General features: G+C 61.0%; 18 protein-coding genes. 11 read left to right on the top strand and 7 right to left on the bottom strand.

Translation table 11 applies throughout. The features are described 5' to 3' along the window. Window positions 1-82 precede the first annotated feature (82 nt). Both fabG and fabD read right to left on the bottom strand, forming a co-directional pair. The gene (gene fabG, locus IE127_RS17060; RefSeq protein ID WP_189426994.1) at window positions 83-820 is read right to left on the bottom strand and encodes a 3-oxoacyl-[acyl-carrier-protein] reductase; all 738 of its coding nucleotides are present in this window, start codon (window positions 818-820) and stop codon (window positions 83-85) included. Window positions 821-867: 47 nt separating this feature from the next. Continuing rightward, window positions 868-1,818, bottom strand: a complete 951-nt coding sequence (fabD, locus tag IE127_RS17055; RefSeq protein WP_189426993.1) for an ACP S-malonyltransferase — start codon at window positions 1,816-1,818, stop codon at window positions 868-870. Between the two features lie 309 nt (window positions 1,819-2,127). Here fabD and rpsF point away from each other — a divergent pair, with 309 nt between their 5' ends. The 9 genes from rpsF to IE127_RS17010 all read left to right on the top strand — a co-directional run bounded on the left by rpsF (window position 2,128) and on the right by IE127_RS17010 (window position 10,825). Further along, entirely contained in the window at window positions 2,128-2,493 is a 366-nt protein-coding gene (rpsF, locus tag IE127_RS17050) for a 30S ribosomal protein S6 (RefSeq protein ID WP_189426992.1), read from the top strand. Between the two features lie 18 nt (window positions 2,494-2,511). Next, a complete protein-coding gene (gene rpsR, locus IE127_RS17045; protein ID WP_373297337.1) occupies window positions 2,512-2,766 on the top strand; it encodes a 30S ribosomal protein S18 in 255 nt (84 codons plus the stop codon). An 84-nt stretch (window positions 2,767-2,850) separates the two neighbouring features. Next, entirely contained in the window at window positions 2,851-3,435 is a 585-nt protein-coding gene (gene rplI / locus IE127_RS17040; RefSeq protein ID WP_189426991.1) for a 50S ribosomal protein L9, read from the top strand. A gap of 255 nt (window positions 3,436-3,690) precedes the next feature. Continuing rightward, window positions 3,691-5,175: a replicative DNA helicase gene (locus IE127_RS17035; protein WP_189426990.1), complete on the top strand. Its 1,485-nt coding sequence runs from the start codon at window positions 3,691-3,693 to the stop codon at window positions 5,173-5,175. An 8-nt stretch (window positions 5,176-5,183) separates the two neighbouring features. After that, window positions 5,184-6,314, top strand: a complete 1,131-nt coding sequence (alr, locus tag IE127_RS17030; protein ID WP_189426989.1) for an alanine racemase — start codon at window positions 5,184-5,186, stop codon at window positions 6,312-6,314. Window positions 6,315-6,381: 67 nt separating this feature from the next. Then, window positions 6,382-7,779: a DNA repair protein RadA gene (gene radA / locus IE127_RS17025; protein WP_189426988.1), complete on the top strand. Its 1,398-nt coding sequence runs from the start codon at window positions 6,382-6,384 to the stop codon at window positions 7,777-7,779. A gap of 129 nt (window positions 7,780-7,908) precedes the next feature. Then, window positions 7,909-8,508, top strand: a complete 600-nt coding sequence (locus IE127_RS17020; RefSeq protein ID WP_189426987.1) for a CvpA family protein — start codon at window positions 7,909-7,911, stop codon at window positions 8,506-8,508. Window positions 8,509-8,548: 40 nt separating this feature from the next. Continuing rightward, window positions 8,549-10,090 carry an amidophosphoribosyltransferase gene (gene purF, locus IE127_RS17015; protein ID WP_189427245.1) on the top strand — a complete coding sequence of 514 codons (1,542 nt, stop codon included), beginning with the start codon at window positions 8,549-8,551 and terminating at the stop codon, window positions 10,088-10,090. Then, complete coding sequence (locus tag IE127_RS17010; RefSeq protein WP_189426986.1) at window positions 10,091-10,825, top strand: SDR family NAD(P)-dependent oxidoreductase; 735 nt, start codon at window positions 10,091-10,093, stop codon at window positions 10,823-10,825. It begins immediately after the preceding gene. Here the strand turns inward: IE127_RS17010 and IE127_RS17005 are convergent. The 4 genes from IE127_RS17005 to IE127_RS16990 form a co-directional block, all read right to left on the bottom strand. After that, window positions 10,822-12,123 (bottom strand): hemolysin family protein, encoded by a 1,302-nt coding sequence (locus tag IE127_RS17005; RefSeq protein WP_189426985.1) that lies wholly within the window; start codon window positions 12,121-12,123, stop codon window positions 10,822-10,824. The two genes, IE127_RS17010 and IE127_RS17005, sit on opposite strands and share 4 nt — an antisense overlap. 81 nt (window positions 12,124-12,204) lie before the next feature. Further along, window positions 12,205-13,647 (bottom strand): ribosome biogenesis GTPase Der, encoded by a 1,443-nt coding sequence (der, locus tag IE127_RS17000; protein ID WP_189427244.1) that lies wholly within the window; start codon window positions 13,645-13,647, stop codon window positions 12,205-12,207. A 103-nt stretch (window positions 13,648-13,750) separates the two neighbouring features. Further along, the gene (locus tag IE127_RS16995) at window positions 13,751-14,476 is read right to left on the bottom strand and encodes a tetratricopeptide repeat protein (protein ID WP_189426984.1); all 726 of its coding nucleotides are present in this window, start codon (window positions 14,474-14,476) and stop codon (window positions 13,751-13,753) included. A 93-nt stretch (window positions 14,477-14,569) separates the two neighbouring features. Further along, window positions 14,570-14,911 (bottom strand): DMT family transporter, encoded by a 342-nt coding sequence (locus IE127_RS16990; protein ID WP_189426983.1) that lies wholly within the window; start codon window positions 14,909-14,911, stop codon window positions 14,570-14,572. 162 nt (window positions 14,912-15,073) lie between these two features. Between IE127_RS16990 and IE127_RS16985 the strand changes: the two genes are divergently transcribed. Both IE127_RS16985 and IE127_RS16980 read left to right on the top strand, forming a co-directional pair. Next, window positions 15,074-15,811, top strand: a complete 738-nt coding sequence (locus IE127_RS16985; protein ID WP_189426982.1) for a DUF4336 domain-containing protein — start codon at window positions 15,074-15,076, stop codon at window positions 15,809-15,811. Window positions 15,812-15,927: 116 nt separating this feature from the next. Beyond that, window positions 15,928-17,076 carry an acyltransferase family protein gene (locus tag IE127_RS16980; protein ID WP_189426981.1) on the top strand — a complete coding sequence of 383 codons (1,149 nt, stop codon included), beginning with the start codon at window positions 15,928-15,930 and terminating at the stop codon, window positions 17,074-17,076. 32 nt (window positions 17,077-17,108) lie between these two features. Here IE127_RS16980 and guaA read toward each other — a convergent pair whose 3' ends face one another. Next, the gene (gene guaA / locus IE127_RS16975; protein ID WP_189426980.1) at window positions 17,109-18,677 is read right to left on the bottom strand and encodes a glutamine-hydrolyzing GMP synthase; all 1,569 of its coding nucleotides are present in this window, start codon (window positions 18,675-18,677) and stop codon (window positions 17,109-17,111) included. Window positions 18,678-18,749: the final 72 nt, after the last annotated feature.

Genomic DNA, 18,749 nt, shown 5'->3' with positions numbered 1-18,749 from the left:
CGCAAGGCAACCGCCAATCCGCAACGCGGCGCGCATTATCATACTTCATACGGCTATTCCATCGTTCTCATCGGACAATGACCTAGATCATCGCCATGCCGCCATTGACGTTGAGCGTGTGGCCGGTGACGTATCCCGCGGCGTCACTTGCGAGAAACACCACGCATCCTGCCACTTCTTCAGCCGTACCGAGTCGACCCGCTGGAATGGTCGACATGATGTCCTGGCGCTGCTTCTCGTTGAGTTCATCCGTCATCGCCGAGCCGATGAAGCCCGGTGCTACGGTGTTGACGGTGATGTTGCGCGAGGCGACTTCGTGCGCCAGCGCCTTCGACATGCCGATCAGGCCGGCTTTCGAGGCCGCGTAATTGCCCTGCCCGGGGTTGCCCATTACGCCAACAACGGAAGATATGCCAATTATGCGGCCGAAACGGCGCTTCATCATGCCGCGCAGGCACGCGCGTGAAAGGTGGAATGCGGCAGTGAGGTTGACCGCGAGCACCTCATCCCATTCTTCGTTCTTCATACGCATGAACAGATTATCGCGCGTCATGCCGGCATTGTTGACGAGAATGTCGAGCCCGCCGAGGGCGTCTTCTGCGGCCGGAACCAGACGATCGACCTCATCAAGATTGGACAGGTTGCACGGAAGAATCGGACATTCCTTGCCGATAGCCGAAGCAGTGTCCTCGAGCGCACCCACCCGTGTGCCGCTCAGCGCCACAGTGGCGCCTGCCGCAGCCAGCGCCTTGGCGATCTCGCGACCGATGCCGCCGCTCGCCCCGGTGACCAGGGCTTTCTTTCCAGACAAGTCAAACATCTAATCGCTCCTGTTGAGGATGCAGTGCTATATTCTATGAGCTGAGGTCAGCTACCCAGCTGCTCGACCAGCGATGCAATATCATCGCTGCTGGACACCGATATGGCTGTCACGTCGGAATCGATACGTTTGGCGAGGCCGGTGAGGACCTTGCCGGTGCCCAGTTCCACGAAGGTATCAACCTTGCCGTCGGAGGCCATCCATCGCACGCTTTCTGTCCAGCGCACGACGCCCGTGACCTGTTCGATAAGACGGGTGCGGATTTCAGAGGCATCGCTGATGGGGGAAGCGACCACATTGGCAACGAGCGGCACAACCGGGTCGCGCAGTTCGACATCGCCGAGCGCTTCAGCCATTGCTTCGGCTGCCGGCTGCATCAACGAGCAATGAAAGGGTGCACTGACCGGCAACAGCAGTGCCCGCTTGGCGCCGCGCTCCCGGGCGAGATCTATCGCGCGCTGAACAGCGTTGACACCACCGGAGACGACCACCTGCCCCGGCGCATTGTCATTGGCCACCGCGCAGACTTCGCCGTTTGCAGCTTCTGCCGCGACTTCGCGCACTGCATCGAGATCGAGCCCCAACAAAGCCGCCATCGCACCGTGGCCCACGGGGACAGCCTTCTGCATGGCCTGACCGCGTGTGCGCAAGAGGCGGGCCGTATCGGACAGCGACAGGCTGCCTGCAGCGCAAAGGGCGGAGTATTCGCCCAGCGAATGGCCGGCGACATATGAGGCGAGTTCGGAGATGCGGATGCCCCGGGCCTCGAGAACGCGCATGACGGCGAGGCTCGATGCCATCAGCGCTGGCTGCGCATTTTCCGTCAGTCGCAGCGTGTCTTCAGGCCCCTCGAACATGATCTCGGAGAGCTTTTCGCCAAGCGCCTCGTCGACTTCATCGAACACTGCGCGCGCTTCGGGATGCGCTTCTGCAAGCGCCTTGCCCATACCGACGGCCTGGCTGCCCTGCCCCGGGAAGGTGAATGCGTACTTGGCCATCAACGGTCCTCCGTTTATTGCACCGCTCCTCGGCGCCCGGTGCTCCAATGCCGGGATTGCCCGCCTGTCACCTCAGTGTCAAGCTTCGCGGGCGAGGCTTGCGCATGTGCCTGATTGGCAGTATACGCCCATTGCATTCGTTCGGCCGGGGGCTGAACGGAGGGTCGGCTATTGCCGATAGGGTGCTTTCGCAGCACGTCCGGCCTCCCGTGTTCCCGCTCTTTAGAAGACTGCTTTGAACGCCTTTCCGGCTTCAAGGAGGCTCCGCGCCGAAGGAATGGATCGTCAACCGATACGAAAAGGCGTCTCATGGCCCTTTATGAGCACATCTACCTGGCACGCCAGGATGTCAGCCAGCAGCAGGTCGAAGACCTGACCAACCAGCTGACGGAAATTCTCACCAGCAATGGTGGCAAGGTCGAAAAGTCGGAATACTGGGGCCTCAAGGGTCTCTCCTTCCGCATGCGCAAGAACCGCAAGGCACATTACACCCTTCTCAACATCGACGCGCCTGCCGCGGCGGTGACCGAGATGGAGCGCCAGATGCGCATCAATGAAGACATTCTGCGCTTCATGACCGTACGCGTCGACGAGCTGGAAGATGGCCCGTCCGCAATGATGCAGAAGCGCGACGAGCGCGGTGACCGCGGCGATCGTCGCCCGCGCCGGTTCTAAGAGAAAAGGACAGATTCCATGGCTATCAAGGACCTGACCACAGTTCAGACCCGCCGCCCGTTCCAGCGCCGGCGCAAGACCTGCCCGTTCTCCGGCCCGAACGCGCCGAAGATCGACTATAAGGACGTGCGCTTGCTGTCTCGCTACGTTTCCGAGCGCGGCAAGATCGTACCGAGCCGCATCACTGCCGTTTCGGCCAAGAAGCAGCGCGAGCTGGCCCGCGCCATCAAGCGCGCCCGCTTCATCGGCCTCATGCCCTACGCCGTGCAATAAGCACGACAAAGGCTCCGTTGGGGGCTGCGGCACGCCGCAGTCTTCTAACCATCTGCTGATGGGACAGCACTGAAAGGACCCAAAATGAAAGTCATTCTTCTAGAGCGCCTTGGCCGTTCCGGCACGATCGGCGACGAAATCACCGTTCGCGACGGTTATGCACGCAACTTCCTTCTGCCCCAGGGCAAGGCGCTGCGCGCGACCGAGGCAAACCGCGTGAAGTTCGAAGCCGAGCGCGCCGTCATCGAAAAGCGCAATGAAGAGCGCCGCAACGCTGCTGCCGGTATTGCCGAAGGGCTGAATGGACGCACCGTGGTGATGATCCGCCAGGCTGGTGAAACCGGCCAGCTTTATGGTTCGGTCGCCGCTCGCGATATCGTCGATGCCCTGGCAGAAGACGGCTACACCATCCAGCGTTCGCAGATCGAGCTGATGGACCCGATCAAGTCGGTCGGCCTGCACGAAGTGCCGCTGCGCCTGCACGCCGAAGTCGCCGTGTCGATTAATGTCAACGTTGCCCGTTCGGAAGACGAAGCCGAGCGCCAGGCGAAGGGTGAGGACCTGACGGTCACCACCTATGACGACGACTCCGAGGGCGATTTCACCGCCGGCCAGGCTGACGCCGCCGCCGAGGAGCGCGAGTCGTTCTCCGAAGACGAAGAAGCCTGAGTTTCTTCACCTTCTGAAGTCTTGAAGGGGTCGGGCGTATGCCCGGCCCTTTTGTCTTTGAGCTCTTTGGCCACCTCGCCCGTTGTTGAGTTGCGCCAAGGCCGGCTCTCCAGCAAACTCCCGTTATTCACGCTGTTCACAGGCGACAAACGCAGTGTGCCTCGAGAGGCCGTGTGCTGACTGCGACTCATCGACTCTCTTTTTGTGGATGTGGATAAGGGGGGCACTGCCGCACGAGCGACGAAGGAGATGGTCATGGCTGAGGTTCAAAGGTTGCACCCCACCGAGGACAAGTCCTTCCGCCTGGCGCCGCACAATATTGAGGCCGAACAGGCGTTGCTCGGCGCTGTTCTGGTGAACAACGAGGCGTTCTATCGCGTCTCGGATTTCCTGCAGGGCGAGCACTTCTACGAGCCCATTCACCGCGAAATTTATGAGGTGATCGGCAAGTTCGTTCGGGCCGGCAAGTCTGCAGACCCGATCACCATCAAGACGCATCTGCCGGAAAACCTGCTGAACGATCTGACGATGCAGCAGTATCTGGCGCGCCTCGCCTCGGAAGCGACGACGGTGCTGAATGCCGTCGACTACGGCCGCGCCATTCACGATCTGGCGTTGCGCCGCTCCCTCATCCTGATTGGCGAGGACATGGTGTCTTCGGCCTACGACGCCGAGATTGACCAGCCGCCGGAAAAGCAGATTGAAGAGGTCGAGGGCGCGCTGTTCCAACTGGCGGAAAAAGGCCGGTATGACGGAGGCTTTCAGTCGTTCAACCTGGCCCTCAAGGATGCCATCCAGATGGCGGGCGAGGCCTATAGCCGGGATGGCTCGCTTTCGGGCACTGCCACGGGTCTCGTCGATCTCGACCGGCTGATGGGCGGTCTGCAGCGCTCCGACCTGATCATCCTTGCGGCACGCCCGGCCATGGGCAAGACTTCGCTCGCGACCAATATCGCCTTTCACATCGCCAAGTCCTTCCGCAGCGAAGTGACGCCGGATGGTCACTCAAAGACCATTGACGGCGGCGTTGTCGGGTTCTTCAGCCTCGAAATGAGTTCGGAGCAGCTGGCGACCCGTATTCTGGCCGAGCAGGCGCAGATTTCATCGGCCGATATCCGGCGCGGCAATATCCACGAAAGCCAGTTCGCCAAGCTGGTCGATACATCGAACCTGATGAGCCAGGTGCCGCTCTACATTGATGATACCGGCGGCATTTCCGTCGCGCAGCTGGCGGCGCGTGCACGGCGGCTGAAGCGGCAGAAGGGACTCGACCTGTTGATCGTCGATTACCTGCAGCTGCTTTCTGGCTCGAGCAAGTCCGCGAGCCAGAACCGGGTGCAGGAGCTGACGGAAATCACCACGACGCTGAAGGCACTGGCCAAAGAACTAGAAGTGCCGATCATCGCGCTCAGCCAGCTGTCGCGTCAGGTTGAGGCGCGCGACGACAAGCATCCGCAGCTTGCCGACTTGCGTGAATCCGGCTCGATCGAGCAGGATGCCGACGTGGTGCTGTTCGTTTATCGTGAGGAATACTACCTCAAGAACAAGGAGCCGAAGGAGGGCACGCCGGAACATCTTGCCTGGCAAGGGGAGATGGAGAAGGTGCATGGCCGCGCCGAAGTGATCATCGGCAAGCAGCGCCACGGCCCGACCGGAACCGTACAGCTTTCGTTCGAGGCGCAATTTACGCGTTTTGGTAACCTTGCGCGTGCAGACTACTTGCCAGAACGCATGGAATAAGGGCGCACATGGCCGCATATACTTCAGGCCTGGGCGGCCAGCTCACGATTGACCTCGGAGCCCTGGCCCGCAACTGGCGTGCACTCGATAAGGTGTCTCCGGGCGCCTTGACGGCTGCGGTGGTGAAGGCCGATGCCTATGGCACTGGCCTTGCCGAAGCCGCGCGCGCTTTTGCCAATGCCGGTGCGCAATTTTTCTTCACCGCGACGGTCGACGAGGCGCTGGCGCTGCGTGCGGCGGTTCCGGCGGCGCATATATTCGTTCTCGACGGCCTCTACCCGGGTGCCGCCAGCCTTTATGTGCGGCAGAACCTGATGCCGGTGCTTTCTTCCGTCGCGATGGTCGAAGAGTGGCTCGACAAGTGCATCGAGCGCAATGAAGCATTTCCCGCCGTTCTGCATTTCGACACGGGCATGAACAGGCTGGGCCTGCGGATAGAGGAAGCCAACGCCGTCATCGAGCGCATGGAGCCACTCGGCTACCAGCCGCAGATGATCATGAGCCATCTGGCCTGCGCAGATTATCCGACGCACGAGAAGAACCGCACACAGCTGGCCCTGTTCGAATCACTGCGGCAGAAATTTCCAGACATTCCCGCGTCGCTGGCCAATTCGGCTGGCCTGATGAACGGGCGTGATTACCATTTCCAGATGGTGCGGCCGGGCGTGGCGCTCTATGGCGGGCGGGCCGTGATTGGACGTCCAAACCCGATGGCGCCGGTGGTCAATTTGCATGCGCCGGTGCTGCAGGTGAAACCGGCCAGGACGGGCGAGACTGTCGGCTACGGCGCCAGCTATACGCTGACGCGTGACAGCCGGCTTGCGGTACTTGGGATCGGCTATGGGGATGGCCTTTTCCGCAGTCTGTCGGGCAGCAGCGCGCGTCAAGGCGGCGTTGCACATATCAATGGGCGGACCTGCCCGATCATCGGCCGCGTCTCCATGGATCTGACCGTTGTGGATGTGACTGACCTTGGCGACAATCTTCCCAAGCCCGGGGAAGGCGCGGAAATTCTCGGCCAGAATATCGGCGTCGACGACCAGGCCGACGCCTGCGGAACGATCGGCTACGAGATTTTGACCACAACCCTGCGCGGGCGCTATTCACGGTCTTATATCGGGGCCGAAAAACCGGCATAGGTTCTCTTTTTGTTCTTGCCGACATCTTCTTGGACCGCTATCCTGCAGCGCGAACAAGGGGAGTTCCGTGGCAAGATCGAGATCCAGCTTTGTCTGTCAGGCCTGCGGCGCTGTCTCGGCCCGTTGGGCAGGCCGTTGCGACGCCTGTGGCGAGTGGAACAGCATTGTCGAGGAACTGACGGATAGCGGCGTCGGCGCGGGCCCGAAAGCGGCGCGCTCGAGCGGCAAGCCGACAGAACTTGTGCCCCTTTCCGGAGAGACCGAAAGCGCGGCGCGGGTAACCTGCAACATCACCGAGCTCGATCGGGTCACGGGGGGCGGGTTTGTTCGTGGCTCGGCGCTGCTGGTTGGCGGTGATCCGGGCATCGGCAAATCGACCCTGTTGCTGCAGGCAGCCGCGGCCCTGGCAAAAGCAGGCCGGCGAGTGGTCTACGTATCGGGCGAAGAGGCCATCGCACAGGTGCGCCTCAGAGCGCAGCGGCTGGGGCTGGGCGAGGCAGAAGTTCTGCTCGCGAGTGAAACCAATATCGAGATCATCCTTGCAACGCTCGAAAGCGGGCCGGCACCGGACCTGGTCATTATTGATTCGATCCAGACCCTGTGGACCGACCGCGTCGACAGCGCTCCCGGAACGGTAACGCAGGTGCGCACCTCTGCACAGGCGCTGACGCGGTTCGCGAAAAAATCCGGTGCGGCGGTTGTACTGGTTGGCCACGTTACAAAGGACGGCCAGATCGCGGGTCCTCGCGTCGTCGAACACATGGTCGACGCAGTGCTGTATTTTGAAGGCGACGCCAGCCACACATTCCGCATCCTGCGCGGCGTCAAGAACCGTTATGGCGCGACAGACGAGATTGGCGTGTTCGAGATGACCGCCCTGGGGCTGCAGGAAGTCTCGAATCCGTCTGCGCTGTTCCTCGATCAACGCGATGAAAACGCTGCCGGTTCTGCGGTCTTCGCCGGTATGGAAGGCACGCGCCCCCTGTTGATCGAGATCCAGGCACTGGTTTCCCCATCGCCGCTTGGCACGCCGCGCCGCGCGGTGGTTGGCTGGGATTCCTCCCGGCTTTCAATGATCCTGGCAGTGCTTGAAACGCGGTGCGGGGTGCGTATCGGGGCGAATGACATTTATCTCAACGTCGCCGGTGGTCTGCGGATCAACGAGCCGGCAGCAGATCTTGCAGTGGCAGCGGCCCTCATTTCCTCGCTGACGAACTCGCCGCTGCCGAGCGATGCGGTTTATTTTGGCGAGATTTCACTGGCCGGCGGCGTGCGCCCGGTGGTGCATGGGGCCTTGCGGCTGCGTGAGGCGGAAAAACTGGGATTTGCTTCCGCTGCCACGGCACGGCTCAATAGCGCCGATCGGCGTGACGGACTGCAGATCTCAGAGTACTCGGAACTCGCAGAACTGATCGGGCGGATTGCCAGTGGTGGGGAGATGCCGGTCGCGGAAGCGGCGGAGTGAGGCCCAACAGCCACTTTACCTTGTAAACACAAGTCAGCTTTGCTTGCCCGGCGCTTGGCATTGGCAGCCAAAGCCGTTAAGTGTCGCCGCTAAGGAACAGGGCAATCAAACTGGGCAGGCGATCTCAATATGCTGACTGCGTTCGATGTGGGTGTTGGAGTGGTCGTGCTGATTTCGGCCATTCTGGCGACGGCACGAGGTCTGACCCGCGAAGTGCTTTCACTCGCCACATGGGCCGGCTCGGCCGCACTCGCGATCTATATGTGGCAGTATCATCCAGAGATTGCGCGCGGTTACATCAATGATGACCTGACAGCGGATATCGCGACGGTTGTCGTGACATTCATCGTCGCGTTGATCATCCTGCATCTGCTGACAATGCGCATCGCCGACTTCGTCGTCGATAGCAAGATCGGGCCGCTGGACCGCACGCTTGGATTCGTGTTCGGTGTGCTTCGCGGCCTTCTGATCGCCATCGTTGTGGTTATATTCGGCATGTGGCTGCTGCCGGAAAACCTTCCTGACTGGCTGGAAGAAAGCCAGTCCCTGCCCTATCTTACGAGGATGGGCGATACGCTGATTTCCATGTTGCCGGACAATCTCGAGGAACAGGTGACCGAGATTCTCAATCAGACAACCGGCATCACTGACGATGCGCAGGTAGAGCCTGCTGTGCCCGAAGAAACAGTGCCGGCAGAGCCGCCAGTCGAGCCGACTACAGAGATCTGATAGCGGCTTACAATTCGGGCGGGCCATGTCATGGCGCGGCATGGCGCTGGCCAGTTCTGCTATTGAGGGCAGATTTCTTGAAGTGGAGAGTTCGGTGACACATCCGAGCCTTGATGACGAGCTGTACGGCGACACGCTGCGCGAGGAGTGCGGCGTGTTCGGCATTCTCGGCCACCCTGATGCGGCAACGGTGACGGCGCTGGGGCTGCACGCGCTGCAGCATCGCGGGCAGGAGGCGGCCGGTATTGTGAGTTTCGACGGCCGCCAGTTCCATTCGGAACGCCAGCACGGTCTCGTCGGCGATCACTTTACCGACCCTGGGACCATCAACCGCCTTCCGGGCAACATGGCAATGGGCCATGTGCGCTATTCCACTACCGGTGAGACGGCACTGCGCAATGTTCAGCCGCTATTTGCGGAGCTAGAAGTTGGCGGTATCGCGATTGCACATAATGGCAATCTCACCAATGGGCTGACCCTGCGCAAGCGGCTGATCGCTCAGGGAGCGATCTGCCAATCGACTTCTGACACCGAGGTCGTGCTGCATCTGATTGCCCGTTCGCAGCGCAGTTCGTCTTCCGAGCGGTTCATCGACGCGCTGGGCGCGCTCGAAGGCGCCTACGCGATGGTGGCACTCACCCGCACCAAGCTGATCGGCGCGCGCGACCCCAACGGCATCCGTCCGCTGGTACTGGGCGACCTTGACGGCCACCCCATCTTTGCCTCGGAAAGCTGCGCGCTCGACATTATCGGCGCGCGTTTTGTCCGGGATGTTGAGAATGGTGAAGTGGTGGTGTGTGAGCAGCAGCCGGACGGCAGCATCAGCATCGATTCCTATAAGCCGTTTCAACCCCGGCGCGAGCGTCTGTGCCTGTTCGAGTATGTCTATTTCGCGCGTCCCGATTCGATCGTCGGCGGACGCAGCGTTTATGCGGCCCGCAAGCGCATGGGCAAGAACCTCGCGCTTGAGGCACCCCTTGAGGCTGATGTCGTGGTGCCGGTGCCCGATGGCGGCACCCCGGCTGCTATAGGCTACGCTCAGCAAAGCGGTATTCCGTTCGAGCTCGGCATTATCCGCAACCACTATGTGGGCCGAACCTTCATCGAGCCGACGCAGTCGATCCGCGCGTTCGGCGTGAAGCTGAAACACTCGGCGAACCGCGAAGAGATCGCCGGCAAGCGGGTCGTGCTGGTTGACGATTCTATCGTTCGCGGCACCACTTCGCTCAAGATCGTGCAGATGATCCGTGAGGCAGGCGCGAAGGAAGTCCACATCCGCGTGGCGAGCCCGATGATCTATCACTCGGACTATTACGGCATCGACACACCGGACCCGGACAATCTGCTCGCCAACCAGTATGCGACGGTTGAAGACATGTGCCGGCATATCGGCGCCGATTCTCTACAATTCCTGTCGATAGATGGTCTCTACGAGGCCGTTGGGGGCGAACCGCGCGACGCCAAGGCGCCGCAGTTCACAGACCACTACTTCACGGGTGATTACCCGACGCGGTTGACCGACCTCGGCGGGCGGTCCAAAAGCGAGCCAAAACAAGTGTCGCTGCTCAAGGAAGCCGGCTGAATGTCAGATACCAAGGACCTGCAAGGCAAAGTCGTACTGGTTACGGGAGCCTCTCGCGGGATCGGCTATGCCAGCGCGCTCGAAGCCGCACGGCGCGGTGCCCACATTATCGCCGTGGGCCGGACCGTCGGCGGCCTTGAAGAACTTGATGACGAAATACAGGAGCTGGGCTCGGCCAGTACCCTGGTGCCGCTCGATATCAGCGATGGCGATGCCATTGACCGGCTCGGAGCCGCGATCTTCGAGCGCTGGGGGCTTCTCGACGGTTTGATTGCCAATGCTGGCCTTCTCGGCACACTGTCGCCGCTGCCTCATATCAAGCCGCAGGAATTCGAGAATGTGCTGCGGGTCAACGTGACCGCCAATTTCAGGCTGGTGCGCTCGCTCGATCTGCTGTTGCGCCAGGCGGATGCCGGACGTGCGGTCTTCATCTCGTCGAGTGCAGCGAAGTCAGCGCGACCCTATTGGGGGCTTTATGCGGCCAGCAAGGCTGCGCTCGATGCGATGATCAAGTCCTATGCGGGCGAGATCGCGCAGAGTTCTGTGAAGGTCAACGTGTTCTACCCGGGGGCTGTCCGCACCGCGATGCGCAAGAAGGCGATGCCGGGCGAGAACCCCGAGACCTTGCCAACGCCGGCAGAGATTGCTCCGAAAATCGTGGACCTGATCAAGCCTTCAACGAGCGAGAACGGGCGGCTCTTCGACATTCAGAATAACGGATTCTCTGACCTTTAATCGCGTGGCTGTTTTGGTGCGTCGCCCTTGCGATGCATGATGACGCGATCGATCCGGTGCCCGTCGAGATCGACCACCTCGATGTTCCACTCCTCGGTTTCGATGATCTCGCCTTCCTTGGGCAGGTGGTTCGCCACAGACAGGACGTAGCCGGCCACCGTCTCGTATTTGGTGTCTCGCGGCAGCGAGAGGCCGAGTTGATCGGCAAATTCGTCGACTGGCATCCAACCGGCGACCAGCAGCGAACCATCGACGCGCGTCACCATTGCCGGTTCCTCGTCGTTTTCCTCACGGAAAACGCCAGTGATCGCCTCCAGAATGTCCCCGGAGGTGACGATGCCCTCAAAGTGTCCGTATTCATCAAAGACCAGCGCCATATGAACGGTCGAGCGGCGCAGGGCCTTGATGACGTCGAGCGCCTCGGTGTGGTCGAGCACCACGGGCGCCTTGCTGACATAGCTGCGAACGTTGAAGTCCTTGCCACGATCAAAGGCATCGACCAGATCCTTGATCGCGACGACCCCGACAATTGAATCGGCATCTCCATCCTGCACAGGCAGGCGCGAGCGGGTGGTTTCTAGAATCCTCTTGCGGATCGTTGCGGCATCGTCGGAAAGGTCGAGAAAATCAACATCCATTCGCGGGGTCATCAGGCCACGCGCGGAGCGGTCGGCGAGGCGCATCACGCCGGTTATCATCGAGTGCTCTTCGCGCTCCAGCACGCCGGCATTGGTGGCATCGGCAATAACGCTACGAACCTCTTCTTCAGTAACGGAGTCCTTGTCGTCACCGCCCTGCCCCAGCAAGCCGAGGACCAGATCACCGGACTTATCGAGGACGAAGACGAGTGGGGCACCCACTACCGCCAGCGTTGCCATCATCGGCGCAACTTTGCTCGCGATCCGCTCCGGGTGGCGCAACGCGAGTTGCTTGGGCACCAATTCGCCAAGGATGAGAGACAGGTAGGTAATGGTGACGACCACGACGCCGACGCCGACGATCTCGGCGACCGCCGGCGACATTCCCATGCTCAACAGGCTATCAGCAAGGCGGCGGCCGAGCGTTGCACCGGAGAATGCACCTGAAAGCACCCCGACCAGCGTGATGCCGATCTGCACAGTCGAAAGAAACTTGCCGGAATCTTCGGCCAGTTCCAACGCTGTACCGGCGCCTTTGTCACCACTTTCCGCCATGAGCCGCAACCGTGCAGGCCGGGCCGAGACAACCGCGAGCTCCGACATGGCGAGCAGGCCGTTGACGAGAATGAGCACGAGGACGAGGAGAATTTCTAGGTACACAAAAGGGTCCAGTATCAAGACAACTGCGCGCGAGGCTACGCCGCTTTGGCTTCAATGAACAGGAACGCTGGCAGTTTGATGTCAGTGCCGACGCTTGGTCGGATCATCGTAAGGGTTGTTGCTGCTGGCGCGCACCCATAGACGGATCGGCGTGCCTTTGAGCCCGAATGTGTCGCGGAGGCCGTTCACCAGATAGCGCACATAGGACGAGGGCAAGGCATCTGGACGCGAAACGAAGACGATGAAACTCGGCGGGCGGCGCTTGGCCTGAGTAATGTAACGCAATTTGAGCCGGCGGCCCGAAACAGCCGGCGGCGGATGCCCTTCGACCATGCCCGCCAGCCAACGATTGAGCCGCGCGGTCGAGATATGGGCGTTCCAGCTCTTTTCGATCTCGAAGATGGCGTCCATCAAGCGGTCGAGATTTCGCCCGGTCAGTCCCGACAGAGTGACAAGCGGCACGCCGCGCACCTGTGGCAAGAGCCGTTCGCAGGCTTCCTGAAGATTGGCCAGCGTTTCCTGCTTGTCTTCGATCAGGTCCCACTTGTTCACGGCAATGACGAGCGCGCGGCCCTCGCGCTCGACGAGATCAGCGAGTTGCAGATCCTGCTTTTCGAACGGTTGGGTGGCGTCCAGCATCAGAACGACAACTTCGGCATACTGAATGGAACGCAGTGAATCTCCCACTGCAAGCTTCTCAAGCTTTTCGGTGACGCGAGAGCGTCGCCGGATGCCGGCCGTGTCGACAAGATTGATTGTGCGGCCCTGCCATTCCCACGGCACCAGAATGCTGTCCCGGGTTATACCCGCTTCAGGGCCGACGAGAACCCGATCTTCGCCCACCAGGCGATTGATCAGTGTGGACTTGCCCGCATTCGGGCGGCCGACAATCGCGACGTTGAGATAGCGATTTGGGTTCCAGCGAAGAGTGGCCTCTTCGCCCTCGCCTTCCAGTTCATCTTCAACGATATCCACATCGACTGCCGGGAGATGGACTTCCTGCTCGGCGCGTTCGGCGCGTGCGGCGGCGGCATCGATCGCCTGCGAGACGATGGAATGCAGATCCGCCAGCCCGAGACCATGCTCGGCCGAAAGCCCGACCGGCTCACCGAAACCCAGTGAGTAGGCCTCCATCAGTCCCGCCTCGGCACTGCGACCCTCGACCTTATTGGCGATCAGGTGCACGTCCTTGCCGGATTTGCGCAGCACCTGTGCGAACCGTTCATCGAGCGGCACGATGCCCGCGCGCGCGTCGATCATGAACAGGATCACATCGGCTTCGGCGATCGCCAGTTCGGTCTGCTGGCGCATCCGATCTTCGAGGCTCCCATCGGTGCGGTCCTCGTAGCCGGCAGTATCGAGAATGCGAAAGCGCAGATCGGCGATTCGGCCTTCCGCCTCACGGCGGTCGCGGGTAACGCCGGGCGTATCGTCGACAAGCGCGATCTTGCGCCCCACAAGGCGATTGAACAGGGTGGACTTGCCGACATTGGGCCGTCCTACAATGGCAACGGTGACGGTCATGCCAGCAACCAGCGTCCTGATCTTGACGGCCTCGGGGTGCGCCCTTTGCCGTTGTGTTTCGATATCATTCATATGCCGCCGAAGCGGCCGGCCGCCGCCGAGGCTATTCGGCGGTTTCGGCTGCGCCAGCGTCTTCCGGCTCAAGAACCTCGTCCGGGACAGCGTCGGGCGCAACTTCACCCATGGAGACAAGCTGCGCCAGGTAAAAGCTCATGCGCGTACGGGTGCTGTCCTGACTGAGCGGATCGCTCAGAACGGCTTCGAAATTTTCGCGCGCCGCCGCGTAGTCCTCCGCCTGATAGTGAGCGAGCCCCAGTGCCTCACGCGCCGGGTTGCGCATCGGCCCCTCTTCGGCAGCAATGGAAGACACCCGCGCCTCGACATCGTCGACGGTGCCGGAATCAACCAGGAGCATACCAGCGAGAACCAGCGCCAACTCGCGCAAACGCTGATTATCGGACGTGCTGGCGAGGGCATCGTAAGCTTCGATCGCAGCCTCGGTCTCGCCCTGCTCGGCAAGCAAGCCGGCTTCGCTGAAACGCGCAAGGACCGGATAGCCACCATATCCTTCGGCCGCAATCTGCTCGAGGTTTTGACGCGCCGCATCGAGATCACCGAATTCGGCCAGATCGAGCGCGACGTAAAACTCTTCCGAGGCCTCCGCAGCGCGCGACTGCTGCCACCACGACCACCCCTCATTGGCCGCGACGACCACGACCACGGCAACGGCGGCGCCGATGATGAACGGACCAAAGCGGCGCCACAAATTGCGCATCCGCTCAGAGCGCAGTTCCTCGTCGACCTCGCGGAAAATATTCTCGTTGGACATGGTTGCCTTGGACAGGGGTTCGAAAGTCGCGGCACAATAGTTGCCGGCCTTCGGGAATGCAAACGTACTCGCGTAGTTTTAGGGCAGTTTGGCCTAGTGTCCGATGCTCTTCGAGAAGACGTTGATGACGATGACGCCCATGATGATGAGCCCGATGCCGATCAGCGCTGGCAGATCTAGCCTCTGGCCGAACACTGCTAGGCCGATCATCGATATGAAGATAATCCCGAGGCCACTCCAAATGGCATAGGCAACGCCGACCGGAATGGTTTTGAGCGCCAGCGATAGAAAATAGAACGAGGCAAAGTAGGCCACGATGGTGATGATGGAGGGCACGAGACGCGTGAATTGTTGCGAGGCGGTCAACGCGGATGTGCCGATTGTTTCAAGTGCAATGGCCACCACAAGGGGCCAGTAGAGTGCCAACAGGGCCATTTCCGTGCCTTTCGCGCGTTGCCGTTGCGGGCAGATAGCCCCTGGTGCGTGCAAGCGGCAAGGGTGCCGGCCAGGCGATGCGGCAAGATTGCCGCTTTGCCAAGGTTCATTTCGGCGCCCGCATGCGCTAGGCGTTGCGCAGAAAGAGTACCAGAGTTGCCCATGTCTGAAGCCACCTATCAGCCGATCAATACGCCGAAACAGGTCGCAGACGATGTCTACATCGTTGACGGACCGACAATCCGCTTCGGGATGCCGTGGCCAAAAATGACGTTTCCGACGCGCATGACGATCGTGTTGATCGATGGGGGCTTGTTCGTTCATTCGCCAACGCAACTGACGCCGGAGCTGAAGGCCAAGGTGGATGCACTCGGCAAGGTTCGCTGGCTCCTGGGACCGAACCGCATTCATTACTGGTGGCTGCCCGACTGGCGCGCGGCGTATCCGGAGGCGGTGACTTACCTCGCGCCCAGAATTCGCGAGCAGGCAAAGGGCCGTATCGATTTCGAGACTGTCGAGCTTGTCGGGACCGCCGCCCTGCCCTGGTACGGCGTGCTGGATACGCTGCCCGTGCATGGCGACTTCATGACCGAAGTCGTGTTCTTCCATCGGCCATCGCGGACGCTGATCCTGACGGATCTGATCGAGAACTTCGAGCCGCACAAGATCCGCAACCCGATCACGCGCCTGCTGACGCGGCTAGGCGGCGTTCAGGATCCGCATGGGCAGATGCCGCGCGATATGCGCGTAACCTTTCGAAAGCACCGCACTGCGCTGCGGGCGGCGGTCGACACGATGATATCCTGGGATCCTCAGCGGATTATCCTGTCGCACGGCCGATGGTACGAAGAGAACGGCGCGGACGAGCTGCGCCGCGCCTTCGCGTGGCTCGAGCAATAGTTTGAGATAAAACCGCATCCAATATCAGCGGCATTTTCGATATTAAGACTATATCAACTATAGCCTCGCGCCGCTGCTGCCGATCGCTACTGTCAACGGGATAGCGGAGTGCGGCCATGAGCGGACAGCGGGTTGAAACGATCGACATCTTTCGGGGTGCCGCCATACTCATGGTGGTGCTGTTTCATTTCACGGCGCGGCTTCCCGACCAGACGCTGCATATCGGTGCAGGTGGGCCGTTGCCGGTGACCTTCGGCTGGATCGGGGTCTATTTCTTCTTCATTGTCTCGGGCTACTGCATCTTCATGACGCTTGAGCGATCGCAGTCGGTGGGCGTGTTTCTGGCTCGGCGTTTTTCGAGACTCTACCCGGCGTTTGCGGCCGCGGTGATTCTTCTGTTCGTCTTCCAGATTGTCTTTGCGGTTCCGAGTGTGCCGGAAGCGCATTTCCGCGAGGTCGCACCGTCCGGGGTCGATCTCATTCTCAATCTCATGTTTCTCGGTGAACTCGGCGAATGGGTGAACGGCTCGTTCTGGTCGATCGCCGTCGAGATCAAGTTCTACCTGCTGGTGGCGTTGCTGTGGGCATTCATCCCAGACGCGTCGCGGTTCAGCCGCGTCTTCGGTCTGCTCGGCCTGCTCAGTGCGCCGGTGTGGATGGCCTCGACCGTCATCTCAGGGCCTGGAACGATCACCCCACAATCAATGCTCAAATTCCTGCTGATCGCGCCTTATGTGCCGTTCTTTGCCGTCGGGATTCTCGGCCAAAGGCTGAAATCCGGATCGACAGAGGTGTGGCCATTAATGCTGGCCAATCTGTTGATGTGCCTCGGCGTCATCTGGGTCAGTGCCGGCGGCACTGAAGCGGAGCAAGCGGTGTGGGGCCAGATAATAACCACAGCAGTCTTTGGCGTGCTGGTGGCTTTGTTCGTCGTGTTTAGCATGGGCGTACGATTTCCCGTGCTGCCGGGATTCTCCGGTGCCGTCGCGAAGCTCGGCCTGCTGAGTTACTCGTGGTATCTGATCCACGAAACGATTGGCGTGACTTTGCTCGCCAATCTCAACCTGTCGATGCCGGCGGGCGTAAGTCTGGCAGAAACTATCCTCGCCACCATCGGCATCGCGGCGGTGTTCTCGTACTTGTTCGAGTGGCGGTTTCGAAAGGGCTTTGAGCGTGCTGCCGGCGCCATACTCGATTGGGTTGCAGACCGCTCCAGCGCGCTTGCGCCGCTGAGGACGCGGGCGCCAGCAACGCCCGCTGAGTAGAGATTGGTCGGGCTGGTGGCTTTACGCCGGGCCTATTCCCACTCGATCGTGCCGGGGGGCTTCGAGGTGACGTCGTAGACGACCCGGTTGATGCCGCGCACCTCATTGATGATCCGAGTCGCCGTCTTGCCGAGAAAGCTCATGTCATAGTGGTAGAAATCGGCAGTCATGCCATCGACCGACGTGACGGCGCGCAGGGCGCAGACAAATTCGTATGTTCGACCGTCTCCCATGACACCGACGGTCTGGACCGGCAGCAGCACGGCGAACGCCTGCCAGATTTCGTCGTAAAGGCCGGCCTTACGGATCTCGTCGAGGTAGATGGCATCGGCCTGACGCAGGATATCGAGTTTCTCCCGGCTGACGCCACCGGGGCAGCGAATGGCGAGACCGGGGCCAGGGAACGGATGGCGGCCCACAAAATGCTCCGGCAGGCCAAGTTCATGGCCGAGGGCCCGGACCTCATCCTTAAACAGCTCGCGCAACGGCTCAACGAGCTTCATGTTCATGCGCTCGGGCAGTCCACCAACGTTATGGTGCGACTTGATGGTGACGGAGGGACCACCAGTGAAGGAGACGCTCTCTATGACATCCGGATAGAGCGTGCCCTGCGCCAGAAAATCGGCGCCACCGATCTTGCCCGCCTCTGCCTCGAAGGTCTCGATGAACAGCCGACCGATGGTCTTGCGCTTGATCTCAGGATCGCTCTCTCCTTCGAGGGCAGCGACAAACGTGTTCTCCGCATCAACGTGAACCAGCGGGATGTTGTACTTTTCCCGAAACATCGAGACCACCTGCTCCGCCTCTCCGAGGCGCAGCAGGCCGTGGTCAACAAAGATGCAGGTGAGTTGATCGCCGATCGCTTCGTGGATCAGCACCGCGGCGACTGACGAATCCACGCCACCTGAAAGGCCGCAAATAACCCTGCTGTCGCCGACCTGTTCGCGGATGCGCTCGATTGCCATGTCGCGGAACGTGGCCATGGTCCAGTTGCCCTCGCAACCGCAGATCTTGCGGACGAAATTGGCATAGAGCTTCGCGCCGTCCGGCGTGTGGACGACTTCCGGGTGGAACTGCACGCCCCAGATCCGGCGCTCCTCGTTGGCGATCATCGCGAACGGAGCGCCCGAGGAGGTGGCGACAATCTCGAAGCCTTCCGGCATCTCGACGACACGGTCGCCGTGGCTCATCCACACCTGATAGCTGTGATCGAGCTCCCAGACATCGTCGACAAGCGCCGAGTGCTGCCTGATCGTCAGTTCGGAGCGACCGAATTCACGATGATGACCGCCTTCTACGCGTCCACCCAAAGCCTTTACGAGAGCCTGCTGACCATAGCAGATACCAAGGATTGGCACCCCCGCATCAAGAAGAACAGGATCGACCTCCGGCGCGTTTTCATCGAGGGTCGATGCAGGACTGCCCGACAGCACAATGCCCTTGGGGGCCAGGCGCTCCAGCGCTTCCCCGGCCTTCTGAAATGGGTGAACCTCGCAATAAACTCCGGCCTCGCGTATGCGGCGGGCGATCAATTGCGTGACCTGCGACCCGAAGTCGACGATCAGGATGGATTCGGCAAAGGCGGATGTGTCGTGCTGCATGGCGGGGCTTTACCCACCTCGTGAGGCAAGCGCAAGCACCGTCACCGAAGATGACGAATGCTTCGCGCGCAG

This window comes from Devosia pacifica (genome assembly GCF_014652635.1).
Classification (GTDB): Bacteria; Pseudomonadota; Alphaproteobacteria; order Rhizobiales; family Devosiaceae; genus Devosia; species Devosia pacifica.
Note: the sequence above shows the minus strand (reverse complement) of the source record. Positions and strands in the feature narration are given on the sequence as shown.